Consider the following 15,294-nt stretch of genomic DNA (forward strand, 5'->3'; position numbering starts at 1 on the left):
TGCCGAAAAGTAAAATACATTCGTAAAAAAGCCCAGCACTTTGATACAGAGTACTGGGCAAGAGTTCTTCACCTACAGGCTTTAACAAGGCAGTGGTTTGTTAAGTCCCATTCAAAACTGCTGCACTCTATAAATCTATAGAGAGAGGAAGTCTTTCACTTTTTGAAGAACACGTTCTGCAGTGTCTTTATCTTCCATTTCTGCGAAGATTCGCAGTAACGGCTCTGTTCCGGAGAAGCGAGCAATGACCCATCCGCCATTCTTGAAGTACACTTTGGCACCATCTTCATAGCTAACTTTTTCAATTTCGTATTCAAATTCAGGCAGTTGCTTCTCTACGTAAATCTTGGTGTAGAGCGCTTCTTTCTCTGAAGGCTTAAACTGGCAATCTCCTTCTGCCGTGTAGGCATAGCCATACTTAGAGTAGATTTCATCAAGTAACTCAGATAACTTTTTACCTGTTACACTGATCATCTCAACCAGTAAGCTTGAAGCAAATACGCCATCCTTACCTTTGATATGACCTCGAATGGTTAAACCTCCCGAGCTTTCACCACCAATCAGTGAATCATCTGCTTCCATTTGAGAGCTGATATGCTTAAAGCCTACAGGAACCTCAAAGCTCTTCTCACCATGATCTGCCGCTACTTTGTCGAGTAGATGCGTGGTGGCGATGTTACGAACGACAGAGCCCTTCCAGCCTTTGTATTCCAGTAAGTAGTAGTAAAGTAGGAGTAGCACTTCGTTAGGATGAATAAAGTGACCTTTCTCATCAATGATGCCTAAACGGTCGGCATCGCCATCAGTACCAATACCAATGTCATAGCCTTCAGCTGCCACTAAATGTTTTAGGCGGTATAGCGTTGCTGCATTTGGGGACGGCATAAGACCGCCGAAATCTGGGTTCTTACCATCGTTGATTACGTCGACATCACAGCGACCGTTGATCAGTACGGTTTGCAGAGCATTTTTCGCAACACCAAACATTGGGTCAATCAGTACGCGCAGGTTGGCTTTCTTTATCGAGTCGATATCAATGAAGTTGATGATTGAATCAACAAAGTCGTTCATCGGGTTGATGATCTCGATTTCTTTGTCGTTTAACGCTTGTTCGAAATCGACTCGTATAACATCTTCGTTGGTCAGTGTTGCGATTTGCTGTTCGATCTTCTCTGTGATGATCTCGTCAGCATCGCGTCCACCTTCAATGAAGATCTTTATGCCGTTATAGTCCGCTGGGTTGTGAGAAGCGGTAATACACGCAGAGTAAATACATCCCATCTCTTTTGCTTGGAACATCACGATAGGTGTTGGAACGAACTTATCAATGAAGCTTACTTTGATGTTGTTCGCCGCAAGTACTTCTGCAAACCAGCATGCCGCTTTATCTGAAAGGAAGCGACGGTCATAGCCGATAACGAAGCCATTTTTGGCTGCATCTTCATTATTGATGATGTTAGCGAGCGCTTGCGCTACAAGGCGAACATTGTCTCTGGTGAATTCTTCACCAATGAAAGCGCGCCAGCCACCTGTACCAAATTTAATCATTAGAAAATCCTTTTAGTCTCATTGCCTCAAGTCGATAAAGACTTGAGGCAAGAGCTGTTCGTTAAATTAAGTGACTAGCCTAGAACAACGACAACATCGTTCACGCTGCCTTCTGCTTGTACTGGGATTGCACCTTCAACTGACTCACCGTTGATAGTGATAGAGGTAACCCCTTTGCTTACTGCATTCGGGTTTTGCACTGTGATGTTGTAAGTCGCGCCACGCCATTGACGAGTAACCTCGAATTCCGGCCAATCAGTCGGGATACAAGGATCGACTGTTAATCCTTCAAAGCCTGTGCGAACACCAAGAATAAAGTTGGTTACCGCGAAGTAAGCCCAACCAGAGGTACCCGTTAACCAAGGGTGGTTTGCACGACCATGGTCTTGATGATCTTTACCCATGATGAACTGCACGTACGAGTATGGTTCTGCGTAACGTGTTTCAATCATGTCGTTTTGGTTGTACGGGTTCAGTGCGTCGTAGAACTTCATCGCACGGTCACCACGACCTAGCTTCGCTTCTGCTACCCAAGCCCATGGGTTCGGGTGAGAGAAGATTGCGCCATTCTCTTTTACGCCTTGATAAACGCGAGTCACAAAGCCGATATCATCGTTTGGTGTTGCGAATGAAGGAGAATTTAGGTGCAAGCCGTATTCAGAGAATAGGTTCTCATCAACAGCGTCCATCGCTTTCTCGCCACGCTCTTGAGAAACCGCGCCAGATAGAACCGCTAGCGTGTTTGACTCAAGGTGTACACGACCTTCAGCTTGTTGAGCGGTACCGATCTTGTCGCCATTTTTTGTTAGACCACGGATGTACCAGCCACCTTCGTCATCCCATAGGTGTGTTTCACAGGCTTCACGTACGTTCGCGGCCATTTCTGTGTATTTAGTAACGTCAGCATCGTTATTACGGAACTTAGCCAGGTCTAGGAATTCTTGTAGAGCCCAGAAGTGTAGGAATGAAACCATTGACGACTCACCGCCACCTAGGTTTAAACAGTCATTCCAGTCTGCACGAAGGCCCTTACAAATGCCCGTTTGACCCACGTATTCAGCAGAGAAGTTCAGTGCCGCTTTCATGTGTTCGTAAACGGTCGCTTCGCCACCGTCTGCGTATGGGATCACTTCATCAAAGAAGTCGTGTTCACCGGTTTCCATTACATATTTGATGATGGTCGGAACGATCCATAAGTGATCATCAGAACAGGTGTCTTCAATGCCATGGATCTTATCGTCGTCTGAAGGCGTTGGAACAACCGTTGGCGATTTTGAAGGTTCAACATCTGCTTTTTCTGGATCGAACCAGTCAGGATCGAACAAGTGTAGACCGTAGCCCGCTTTCACTTGGCCGCGAAGCAGGTCGATAATACGTTTCTTGGTCATTTGTGGGTTGGCATGAGGTACTGAGATGGCATCTTGCGCAGTATCACGGTAACCAAGGCCAGTACGACCACCCACTTCAATGAAGGATGCAAAGCGAGACCAAACCACACAGGTTTCGGCTTGGTATAGCGTCCATGTGTTGATCATGGTGTCTAAGCCTTCGTTTGGAGACTTAACTTGGAATTTGTTGCAACGCTCGTCCCAGTGATCTTTGATGCCTTGGAAAGCGGCATCGACGTTAGCTGTGTCTTGGTACTTTTCACGTAGGCGCTCACCGTTGCCTTTACCGATACCTAGTACATAAGCAAAGCGAACTTCTTCACCCGGCTGAATCGTAAATTGCTTGTGCAGAGAACCACAGTGGTTGTAACAGGTTTGGGCGCTGTTAGAACATTTACCGTTCTCAACGGCAATTGGGTTCGCTTCATCACGGTACATGCCAAGGAAGTTATCACGTTGGCCGTCGTAGCTGTCTGGTGAGAAAGTTGAAGCTAGGTAGTAGAAACCTTCAAAGTCGTTAGTGTTGTAGTACAGGTCGTATTCAAGAACACCTTCTTGGTAAGACGTACCCGCAGAGTACAAAGACATCTGATGGTTCTGATTATCCGATTGGATGTGGCTGAACGAGAACTCAACAAATGAGAAAGTGCTGATGGTTCTTGGCTTGTCAGTGTTATTTTTCAGCACGACGTCCCAAACTTCCGCATCTTCACCCTTAGGAACGAATAACGTTTTGGTTGCTGTAATACCACTGTATTCACACTTGAATTTTGAGTATGACAGGCCGTGACGAACTTCGTAGTTCGCTTCATCTAGGCTCTTTGCCACAGGCTGCCAAGAGATAGACCAGTAATCGCCCGTCTCATCATCACGCAGGTAAACATAGTGCCCTGGACGGTCGAAGGTGCCGTTTGGACGGAATTTAGTAACACGGTTGTATTCCGGAGAATTGTAGAACGAGTAGCCGCCAGCATTGTGCGAAATCACGGTACAAAACTTTTCAGTACCTAGGTAGTTGGTCCAAGGTGCTGGTACATCAGGGCGAGTGATGACGTATTCGCGATTATCGTTATCGAAATAGCCGTATTTCATTGTCATTTCCTTTTTAACAAACTGCATCTATGCAGCTAATTTTTAAATAATGATGCTGAGTCGAATCTGACTGAGCACCTTAATCAGGGGAAGCAAGCTCTCGACTTGAGTGTGCTTTGGCTTCGTTTTATTCAGCTTTCCAAGGGTTGCGATAATCAACATTGAGTCTGTCGAGTAATGGCAGATGGCCCTTTAGGCGAGATAGGTAATCTAGCCAGTTTCGGTTGTGTTTATGTGTCCAACATCCTTCAGCTAAAGCGCTAATTCTTGGAAATACCATGTAATCCATGCGCTTTTGATTGGTAACGATCTCACACCATAAAGCACACTGAATTCCGCGGATCCGCTTACGAATTGGATCTGTGTCGGATATCTCTGCGAGGGCTTCGTAGGTATAAGCTTGTTCTAAGGGGATAACGGCAGCCCAATCTACGCCCGGTTCTTCCGGTGCATAATCTTGGGTCATGTCGAGATAGGTAAACTGTGCTGGTTGCAGCACCACATCAAAGCCTTGGCGAGCACAATTGATAGCGGCTTCTTCACTGAGCCATGAATAGATGATGGTCTCTTTGCTCACCTTGTCGCCGTGCTGTGCTTCTTCCCAGCCCACCATGCGCTTACCAAGTTGTTTGAGTTTGTTCTCGGCATAGCGGAATAGGTGGCCTTGTAGGTCTTTGCTGTCTTGATACTGGTGCTCTTTCATCAGTGCTTGAGCGGCAGGGCTGTTGGTCCACACACCGGGTGGTACTTCATCTGCGCCCATGTGGATCAATTCGCTAGGGAAAAGCTCTGCAACTTCTTCAATAACGGCATCTAGGAATTGGTAAGTACCCGGTAAACCTGGATTTAGCACGTTGTCGTTGTAGTGCTGAATACTCTTGTATTGTGTGGTGTCTGCTTGCTCAACTAGCATGTCTGGTAGTGATTTGATCGCGGCGCGACAGTGTCCTGGGATATCGATCTCTGGGATCACCGTGATGCTGCGTTGCTCTGCGTATTCAATGACTTCGCGAATCTGTTGCTGCGTGTAGAAGCCGCCATAGTTATCCGCAAGGTGGGTGTATTGCGGTTTTAATGCATGATCAGGACCTCGCCAAGCGCCGATTTCAGTCAGCTGAGGCAGGCTCTTAATCTCAATTCTCCAACCTTCATCGTCAGTTAGGTGCCAATGAAATACGTTGAACTTGTAGTGCGCCAGTTGATTGATTAAACGCTTCACTTGCTCTACCGAGTGGAAGTGACGCGCGCAGTCCAACATCATGCCTCGGTACTTAAAGCGAGGGTGATCGGCGATTTTGCAGCATGGAATAGAAAAATTTTCGGCATCCAGTTGTTGAATCAATTGAATCAGACTTGCCACGGCGTGTGTAAACCCAGACTGGCTACCTGATTCAACAATTATTTGTTGTTCAGTAATGCGGAGTTTGTATTCTGCTTCGTCTAATGTTGGATTGCTGCGAAATAGAATGTCGCCGCTTTCGTCTTTTGAAAGTTCAGTTGAAAGCTCATTCGAAATCGACAGTTCAAAGGTAGAAAGTAACTCTTGCTGCAACCAAGAGACGGCTTTATCTGCAAGGTGAGATTGAACCTCAATCTTGCATTCACAGCTTAGCGCGAAACTACCTTGCTTGAGTTCGATCTGATTTGGTTGAGGAATCAATGCTATCTCAGAAGCGTTAACTTCAGGTATTTGATTGCGTTCACGGTATGGCGAAGCCAGTACTATGGGTGATATCGCGACAGGCAGTACCGATGTTTCTCCATCATGATGTGATTGGATAAATGCATCATTAAGGCCATCAGAATAGAAGCGGAATGGGGCGCTTTGAATACTGAATTCAAGGTAGTAATGGTTATTGGCCTTTAACACGGGCGAACTTGGTTTGAACGAGCAATAGCTTCCAACTTGAGTCAGTTCACCTTGCGATAGACTCTCAGGAAGGATGAATCGGTCAAATGCAAAATGCAGAGACCAATCTTTTACGTCGAGGTCACTTAAATTATGTACCGTAAGGCCAAATCGGCAGTTATTTTTTTGTTCAGAAAGAACAGCTAAGTCGATGCGATAATTCATATAACTTCCCTGCTAAGCCTGTTGATACAAGTTGTGTTGTGACTTGCCGGCAAACATCAATGCGCCTTCGATAGCGTCAAATTGAGGTTTAACGATCCATTGTTGTACTGGTGGTGATAGCCAGTTGAGAATACGCTCAGCGATACTTCCCATTAAGCACACCTTGTCAGCGCCTTTTCGATGCAGCGCTAATACAAACATTTCGATATCGGCTGCAGTCTGCTTAAGCATCTCTATAGCCAGTTCATCGCCTTCATTTGCCAGTTGAAAAATGACGGGAGAGAATTGACCGTAATCTTTTGGAATCGCGCCTTTTGACCATGCCACGATCGCATCAACATCATTATTGAAATGATTCATAACATGTTGAGTCAGTGGGGTTTTGTTACGAATACCATCTTCAGCGAGTAGAACTTGCTGAATTAAACGAAGGCCCATCACTGCGCCGCCGCCTTGGTCAGAAATTGGAAATTCACGACCACCAACCACGTGTTGTTCGCCGTTGTTTAGGTAGATACCACATGAACCTGTACCACCAATCATGATCGCGCCGTCTTGGCCATTATGTGCACCAATACATGCACCATAGGCGTCTGTATTGAGTGTCATACTTGCGAAAGGGTGTGCTTGTGCCATGAAGTCGAGCCATGCTGACTTCTGTTCAGCACCAGCTAGCGCCAAACCAACATGCATATTAGAAAAATCGTTAGAGTTGAGTTGCCCTTGTTGTGCGGCTTTAGTAATCGCATCAACAATTGAACTCATTGCAACATCGACACCCAAAAGGATGTTGGCACTGCCACTTTTCGCTTCACCAATGAGTTTGCCTTGGTCATCACGAATGCGAGCACGGCAAGATGTACCGCCACCATCAATACCTACGTAGTAAAGCGTCATGATTATTGCTCCTTACTTTGTGCTAGGAAGTTGAATTGCGCAGCCGTTGCTAGCAAATACCACGCTCCATGAGGGATCCATTGTTCACCCCAGCGCCAGTTTTGAAGCATGTCGTCTTTCTGTGCTGGTGGGTTGAATGCGATGTCTTGTTCGTCTTCGAACCCTGCCGTGATGCCATTGCAAATCCCGCCTTTGGCATTGAAGAAACCAAGTTGTGGTAGATAGTCTGGGTTGTTATGACCGTGGCCATCAAGCATGCACATGTGGTATGGGTTGAGGCCCAAAATCCAGTCAAGGCTATTTTGTGAAAGTTGGATTAGACTCTGCTGAAGGTCATTATCTTTAATGTGCGGTTGAACTAGGTAAGCCATGGTCGCAATTGAGCCAAGACGTGCGTTTTCGCCTTGCCACCAGTAGCCAGTTTCGTTTTGTTGAGCGACAAAGAAGGCATCGCGCTTAACACCATCGACAGACTTTACGTACTGTCTTGGGTAGCCAAATGGATTGATAACTTTGTCGGTAATGTTGATTTCGAACTGACAAGCTTGCTCAACAACCACACGTGCTTGTTCTTTCAACTCAGTGTCAGTTTCATTATCGATGTACTCGCATAGAGCAATTACAGGAAGGCCAGCTTCAGCTGCATGGAAATAGGGGCGAGAGCCATCAGCATTAGCTGACCAAAAGTGCTCAAATGAATCATCAGATTGCTGACGAGAGATCAAGCGACTAGCCCAAACTCTTGCTTCGGATAGGTATTGCTGGTCTTGAGTTACGCGATACAGCTCATTGGCTGCGAGCAGGGCACAATACTCATCGATGATGTTCTCTTCACCATCGTTTAGGTACTGGAGGTTGTACTCTTTTAGGTGCCAGTAACCCTTAACAGCCGTTTCAAGGTAGGTGTGGCTCGAGTAACTGCCAGAGGTTTCAAGCTCAGATGCAGCAGCCAGTGCTGCAATAGCGACGCCTGCACCTTGTCGGTAGCCAGCTTGTAAGTCTGTTGATTTATGGCCTTCTTGAGTCGCATAAGCGCAGATGTCACGTTGATTGATGTCTTTACTCCACTTGTCGAATACCGTCATGTAAAAGTATCCGTCAGCGTCCTGCATACGCACTAAGAAATCGGCACCGAATAGGGCTTCTTCCACTAAACGAGTCATAGAGAATTTAGGAAAGTCTGGGTTATTGCTAGTCAAGCGCACGCTTTTGAGCATGTTCCAAACAACCATCGGAATTTGTTGTGGGTTGAGATAATTGCCATAAGATAGGTGGCTAAAGTACTTACTTACATCACCCGATGCGTCGTACCAACCGCCATGAACATCGACGTATCTGTCAGTGCCCATAATTTGTGCTTGTCGATCTTTTTTGTCGAAACTACCGCCACAGCGTTGTGACTTAAAGTAATGAAGCACATCAGAAAACGTGTGGTTCATTAATAGGTTGCTACCAATCTCAAATACTTCAGAGCGTAGGTTGTCAAAACGTAGGTAGTAGCGACCAGATTCAGTGAATGAACTGAAATCGATAGTGAAGAATTGCCCTTGATGCCAATTTGCTACGCGGCCTTGTTTAACCACATCAAAACTTCCGACAGTGATATGGTTGTCGGCACACACCAAAAGTGCAGTCGTACTTGATAAGCGAGCTTTCTTCGTTTGCAGAATAGCCTGCTTTGGAGCCGTGGATTCGTAGCCAATATGGTTGGTCAATAACAGCATCAATATTCTCCGACAGTCCTAGTTTCTATTGGCTAGGTACTTGAATGTTTTGGATATAAATAGTTAGGGCCCGCAGACCCTAACTTGGTTTTATTGCTTAGCTTTCGTGTAGGTAACAACGCACAAAGTGGTTATCAGCTAACTGCGTAACCCCTGGTAACTGCTCTTTACACTTGTCCATTGCATGAGTGCAACGGCCTGCAAATGGGCAACCTGCTGAGACTGGTGTCCAAAGAGGGATCTCACCTTTGTTGCCTGCGAGTTGTTCGTGGATCGATTTTTTAGGATCTGGAACCGCAGAAACAAGCAGTTGGGTGTAAGGGTGCTGAGGGTTAGCAATCACATCATCGGTATCGCCCCATTCCACCATGTGTCCTACGTACATCACTGAAAGATCTTCAGCAATGTAACGAGCGGTTGCGATATCGTGGGTGATGTAAAGTAGAGACATTTGTTTCTCAAACTTCATTTCTTCCATCAGGTTCAAAACACCAGCACGAATCGATACATCAAGCATCGATGTTGGTTCATCGGCTAATACAACTTCTGCACCAACTGCAATGTTACGGGCTAGGTTGACACGTTGACGCTGACCACCAGAGAGTTGATGAGGGTACTTCTCTGCCGTTGCTTGTGGTGGCACTAAGCCAACTTGCTCTAGAAGATCGTACACACGTTCCTGTAACTCTTTCTTGTTGCCCGGAGATACTTTTTTGTGGATCAACAATGGTCGAGCTATGTGGTGAAAGATGTTATGTGTTGGGTTCAGGGAACCAAACGGGTCTTGCCATACCATCTGCACGCCTTCACGGTAGTGCATAAGATCTTTTCTGCTTGAGATCTCTTGGATATCACGACCTTTGTATTCGATCGTGCCGCCCGAAGGCGCGTACATTTTTGCGATCATTTTTGCTGTTGTTGATTTGCCTGAACCAGACTCACCAACCACAGCTAGGCCGCGACTTTTATACATCTTGAATGATACGTCGTTAATCGCACGCATCATTGGGGTTTGAATTGTGGTGCTGCTTATTGGGAAGTCTTTTACGACATTCTTGCCTTCTACCAATAATTGACCGAAATCTTTGCTCATAATTGTCTCCAGAATCCTTATTCGCTTTGCTTGCATTTCGGCGGTCGAGCCGCCTTATTCGTTATTCACGCTGAATCAGCGTGCAAGCTATAGCTTCCTTTGTACTATTGGGTCACCGTACAGGTGGCAGTTAGACAAATGTCCCGGGTCGATAGAACGCAGCTTGGTTGGCACCTTGGTACACGTTTCATGTACACGATCACAACGAGCTTGGAAACGACACCCTTCAGGAATCTCTAACAGGTTCAGAGGGTTACCCGGAATGCCTGCTAGTTTTGTCTTTGGCCCTGTTAGTGGAGGGAAAGAACTTCCCAGCCCTTTGGTATAAGGGTGGTAAGGGTTTTCTAGAATATCTTGAGCATTGGCAACCTCGATGAGCTCACCTGAGTACATGATGCCGATACGGTCAGAGAACTCGACCATCAATGACAAGTCATGGGTGATGAACAGGATCGAGAAGCCAAACTCTTCTTTTAGTGCATAGATCTTTTGTAGGATTTCGCGTTGAACAACCACATCAAGTGCGGTCGTTGGCTCATCCATAATGATCAGCTTTGGATTCAATGCTAAAGCGATAGCAATAACCAAGCGCTGACGCATGCCGCCAGAGAATTGGTGAGGGTAGTCACTCAATCTGCTCGGGTGAATATCTACGATTTCAAGTAGACCTTCAGCGCGTTGCTTAGCTTGCTCACGAGTCATGTTGGTGTGACGCATAATTACGTCACAGAACTGCTCTTCCATTGGTAATACAGGGTTGAGTGCGTTCATCGCACTCTGGAATACCATCGACATCTCGCTCCAACGGAACGCTTGCATACGGTCATCACTGTATTCAAGGATGTTCTCTCCATTGAAGATAACCTCACCACCACTGATGTAAGCGGGCGGCTTATGCAGACGCATAAGAGAGAAAGCAACAGTTGATTTACCACAGCCAGATTCACCAGCTAGGCCGAATACTTCACCTGGAGCAATGTCGAAACTTACGTTGTTACACGCACGTACATCGCCAGACTCTGTGATGTAATCCACGCATAAATTGCGGATAGAAATTAGTGGTTCAGACATGATTATTTATCTCCGCTCCAAAGTGCATTTTGTGGTGGTAGTTCAAGTTCACGTTCTTCTTTGTCTTGTGCTGCTAATTTCTTCCAACGCTTCATGCCTTTGTGAGAACGCAGTTGCGGGTTGGCAATTTCATCGACAGCGAAGTTAAGTAGAGCAAGACCAGTTACAAGTAGTGTCAATGCGATACAAGGAGCCAACAGTTCCCACCAAGCGCCAATCAGCATTGATGAAGAGGTTTGAACGTTGTAAAGCATGATGCCCCAGCTGATTGTGTTCGGGTCACCAAGACCTAGGAACGAAATCGTTGCTTCCATCATGATTGCGTACATCACCGAGCCGATGAAGCTCGCGCCAACGATAGAGATAAGGTTTGGAAGAATCTCTACGAAGATAATACGAAATGAAGATTCACCCAGAACTTCAGCGGCTTTTACAAACTCTTTTTCACGCAGTGCTAAGGTCTGGGAACGAACAACACGCGCGCCCCAAGCCCAGGACATAAAGCCGATAACCAAGGTTATGGTGAGTGGCCCTGCCTCACCGATAAAGGCTGCAACTACGAACAGTAATGGGTATTGAGGAATAACCAGCATGATGTTCATTGCGGCTGTCAGAACATCATCGACACGGCCGCCAAAGTAGCCTGCGGAAACACCGATAACCGTTGCTAGTAAACATACGGTAAGACCCGCACCAAAACCTACAGCAAGAGATACGCGTGCGCCGTATACCACTTGTGACCAAACGTCACGACCCATACGAGTTGTTCCCAGTACGTGGTCTGCCTTCTTAGACATTATCAACGTACGACGATCGTCTGCTAGGTTTTTAGCAACCCAGCCATCAGGGTTAGTTTGTGCAGACTTAACCACGAAGCCAGGGTATTCGTGTGGATTACCTGTACGTTTGTCTGGCACATGTTTTGTGATCAATGGAGCCGCAATCGCACCAAGAATAAAAATACTTAGGATGATGACGCCGGTTAAGGCCATCGGGTTACGCCAAATGAGTTTTAGAATATCTTTCATGATTATTTACCACCCTTACGAAGACGAGGGTCAAGAACAACGTAAAGCATGTCTGCAACTAGGTTAAAGAACAGCATGAATAGCGTCATGATAAGCAGTTGGCCTTGCAGTACTTGGTAATCACGAGCGTTAATTGCGTTGAAAAGTACGCTGCCAAGACCTGGGTAGTTAAAGATGATTTCGATAATTAACTGACCACCGATTGCCATACCTAGCGACATAGAAAGTGCTGTCACACTTGGTAGCATCGCGTTGCGAGCTGCGTAATTGAATACCACTCGGTTTTCGCTCAGGCCTTTGCCTTTCGCCATGGTGATGTAATCTTCAGCTAGCAGGTTGATCATGTTGTTACGCATGTTTACTAGGAAGCCACCAATTTGAACAATAGATGCACATAGCAAAGGTAAGAAGGCGTGGTAAGCGACATCTTTAATGAATGCCCAGCTTGTCCAATCTGGAATCGTACCTGCGGTATAGGCGTAACCTGTTGGGAACCATTTCAAGCCGATTGCGAAGGTAAACAGCGCAATCATGGCAATAACAACTTGAGGAACGGCTTGTAGAATAAGCATCCCTGGAGTAACAAAAGCATCGTATTTGCTGCCACGTTTCCACGCTGCAAAAATACCTAGGATTGAACCAATAGAGAAAGAAAGAATAACGGCAGTGCCTGCTAAGAATAGCGACCAACCGAATGCGCCACCTAACAGTGTATTTACTGAAAGTGGGTAGAATTGAATTGATGTACCAAGCTCCCAGCTTAGAATGTTCTTCATGTATGCGCCGTATTGAACCAGTAAGCCACCATCAACGAAGCCTAATAGTTCTTTCATTGCCGCAATACGCTCAGGAGTAACTTGTACAGAAGCGTTCGCAAACATCATGGTAACTGGGTCACCAGGCATTGCTCTTGGAATAATAAAGTTTAACGTCGCTGCAACTAATAGCGCGACAAAATAAAATGACAAACGTCTTAAAAAATAACCCATAACTCACACCTTACTCACCCAGATTGTTTCCCTGTTTCTGGATTCAGGTCGCTCCTAGCGAAATTTGGAACGAAAAATCCCCTGACGACTAGCGCCATACTTTCAATTGATAGTGTGGGGATTTTTATAAGCGGCGTAAGAAGTTACGCCGCAAAGATTGAACGATTACTTATTTAACTGGTTTTAGGTCCAGTACATGAAGTAGACGCTCTGGAATACCAGCCCAAATGTTTGGACGGCCTTTTGGATTTTCTTCGTTCCACCAACCAGTGAATCGAGTTGTGTTGTATTGGTACATGTAAGCACCAGACATCACAGGGATAGTTACTTGGTCTGCAGCGATAATTTGCTGGATACCATGTGCAATATCTAGCTGTTCGTTCTTGTCAGCTGTTTTGTAGAAGCTGTTTAGAAGACCATCTAGCTTGTCATTTTTGTAGAAGTGCATAGCGAAACGAGGCATACCATCACCAGATTGTAGTGATGAGTTGTAAGCACTGTTCCAGTACGTGTATGGATCCGCACCGTGGAAGTAGTTTGTGTATGCTACGTCGTATGTACCTTCAAGCATTGCTTGATTGTAAACAGAGAAGTCAGGTGTACGAGCTTTCGCTTTAATACCGATTTCGTTTAGTTGCTCTACCGCAAGTTGAACTGTGTTGTTGAAGTCAGTCCAGCCGTTTGGCGATTGAATCATTAGTTCGAAAGATTTGCCTGATGGAGTGTCAACAAAACCATCTTTGTTTACATCTTTGAAGCCAGCGTCAGCAAGAAGCTTCTTCGCGCCTTCAGCGTTGTAAGTGTTGAAGCCTTTGTATTTGTCGTGAGTTTTTTCATCAGACCAAGCTTCAAACGCGTAGCCAAGACCTGATGCGAAATCGTTCACAGTACCGCCACCGTAGAATGCGATGTCGATGATAGTTTGGCGGTCAAGAGCCATAGAGAAAGCACGACGGAATTCAACGTTGCTCAATGCTTCATGCTTCGCAGCATCAGGGTGTTTGAAGTTAACGATGAATGCTTGTGTACCTGCTGGCGGGTACCAATAGTGGTGTTTAGGGCTTGCTGCAGCGTATGTACGATCGATATCTGGAACGAAAGAAGACGTCCAGTCCATTTCACTGTTTACAACTTTACCTAAGAACTGGTCGTTGTTCGCAATTTGTGGAACACGTAGACAGTCAACATCTAGGTTGTCTGCATCCCAGTAGTTCGGGTTTGCACACTGGATGTACAGTTGCGCTGTAAACGTATCGATTTCTGTAAATGGACCAGAACCTACCGGGTTCTCATTGGTAAACGTTGATGGATCTTTAACGTCTTTCCAGATGTGCTTAGGTACTACAGGTACTTTAGCAATCTCGTAAGGTACGTTTGAGTTTGCTTCTGTTAGTGTGAACTTAACTTGGTTGTCGTTCAGTTTTTCTACAGAAGTTACCCAAGAGTTGATACCAGATTGGTCAAGCTCTGGCTTCTCTTTTACAAGGTTGAAAGAAAAAACAACATCATCAGCAGAGAAAGTTTCTCCATCAGACCATTTAACACCCTTACGAATGTCGAAAACAACGCTCATCAGATCATCTGACATTTTGAAGTTTTCAGCTAGACGGAACACCGGAGTGTTACCGTGCATTTCGTTAAATACTACTAAAGGCTCGTACATGAAGTCAGTTGTAGTATGTAGGTTAGTAGCACCAAGGTACGGGTTAAAGTTACGTACGAATGTAGTGTACTCTTTCGGGTGAACGGTCAGTTCGCTGCGCTCTGCAGCGGTTGCTACTGATGCAAAACCTGTTGTAGCAGTTGCAATAATTGCTGTTGCTATTGCTGTTTTTTTTATATTGGCAAGCATAGCTGTTCCTTACTATTTGCTTTCATTTCACTAATGGATTGAATGTTATCTGTCGCTAATTAGTTAGTAGATACACACTCTAGTTAAAGGCCTACCTCTTCTTCGTTGCTCCAGATTCATCTTTGATTCTGAGAAGTGGTAAGAGTGGCCTGTAGGCCTTTGGCAGGAGTAAGAAAACACCTTATCGATGAATTAATCAAACTCGTTTCCCGTCAAAAACGTTAAAAACACACAGCACCACGTCATTAACGTCAAAATAGCTTGCTTTGGTGGTTTTTTGTGCGCAATTGTTAAGGTGATGTGACTCGCATTTGGTTTTGTGGTGGCGGCCTATTGTAAGTGGTCACTAACCTTTTTGGCTTTTAATTATAGGGGGCTTATCTTGCTGTGGTGTAATTGTAGATCTCGGTCACTTACCTATTTTACGTTAAATTTTTCTAGAAAATTAAATCTGCCGTTCTGTTGTGACTCGCTTCTCAAACTGCAACAAAGAGCCGGAGGAATGTGAAATTCAGCCAAGAATAAGGCTCAAAATAGT

Annotated in this window: 10 protein-coding genes; all 10 read right to left on the reverse strand. The window is 45.5% G+C overall.

From position 1 onward, the window contains the following. Positions 1–135 precede the first annotated feature (135 nt). The 10 genes from ACED28_RS06390 to ACED28_RS06435 all read right to left on the reverse strand — a co-directional run bounded on the left by ACED28_RS06390 (position 136) and on the right by ACED28_RS06435 (position 14,756). Entirely contained in the window at positions 136–1,548 is a 1,413-nt protein-coding gene (locus ACED28_RS06390) for a phosphoglucomutase/phosphomannomutase family protein (protein WP_009847570.1), read from the reverse strand. Positions 1,549–1,622: 74 nt separating this feature from the next. Then, positions 1,623–4,028, reverse strand: coding sequence for a GH36-type glycosyl hydrolase domain-containing protein (locus ACED28_RS06395; protein WP_371709512.1), 2,406 nt, complete (start codon positions 4,026–4,028; stop codon positions 1,623–1,625). 127 nt (positions 4,029–4,155) lie between these two features. Next, on the reverse strand, positions 4,156–6,102 hold the full coding sequence (locus ACED28_RS06400; RefSeq protein ID WP_371709513.1) for a beta-N-acetylhexosaminidase: 1,947 nt from the start codon (positions 6,100–6,102) through the stop codon (positions 4,156–4,158). Positions 6,103–6,114: 12 nt separating this feature from the next. Next, positions 6,115–6,999, reverse strand: coding sequence for an N-acetylglucosamine kinase (locus ACED28_RS06405; protein WP_017103857.1), 885 nt, complete (start codon positions 6,997–6,999; stop codon positions 6,115–6,117). A 2-nt stretch (positions 7,000–7,001) separates the two neighbouring features. Next, a complete protein-coding gene (locus ACED28_RS06410) occupies positions 7,002–8,723 on the reverse strand; it encodes a glycoside hydrolase family 9 protein (protein WP_371709515.1) in 1,722 nt (573 codons plus the stop codon). 97 nt (positions 8,724–8,820) lie between these two features. After that, positions 8,821–9,816: an ABC transporter ATP-binding protein gene (locus ACED28_RS06415; protein WP_009847565.1), complete on the reverse strand. Its 996-nt coding sequence runs from the start codon at positions 9,814–9,816 to the stop codon at positions 8,821–8,823. Between the two features lie 87 nt (positions 9,817–9,903). After that, entirely contained in the window at positions 9,904–10,887 is a 984-nt protein-coding gene (locus tag ACED28_RS06420; RefSeq protein ID WP_009847564.1) for an ABC transporter ATP-binding protein, read from the reverse strand. A 2-nt stretch (positions 10,888–10,889) separates the two neighbouring features. Beyond that, entirely contained in the window at positions 10,890–11,915 is a 1,026-nt protein-coding gene (locus tag ACED28_RS06425; protein ID WP_371709516.1) for an ABC transporter permease, read from the reverse strand. A gap of 2 nt (positions 11,916–11,917) precedes the next feature. After that, positions 11,918–12,904, reverse strand: a complete 987-nt coding sequence (locus ACED28_RS06430) for an ABC transporter permease (RefSeq protein WP_009847562.1) — start codon at positions 12,902–12,904, stop codon at positions 11,918–11,920. A gap of 169 nt (positions 12,905–13,073) precedes the next feature. Next, positions 13,074–14,756 (reverse strand): ABC transporter substrate-binding protein, encoded by a 1,683-nt coding sequence (locus ACED28_RS06435; protein WP_009847561.1) that lies wholly within the window; start codon positions 14,754–14,756, stop codon positions 13,074–13,076. Positions 14,757–15,294: the final 538 nt, after the last annotated feature.

The organism is Vibrio sp. 1F253, assembly GCF_041439295.1.
In the GTDB taxonomy this organism is placed as follows: Bacteria; Pseudomonadota; Gammaproteobacteria; order Enterobacterales; family Vibrionaceae; genus Vibrio; species Vibrio tasmaniensis_A.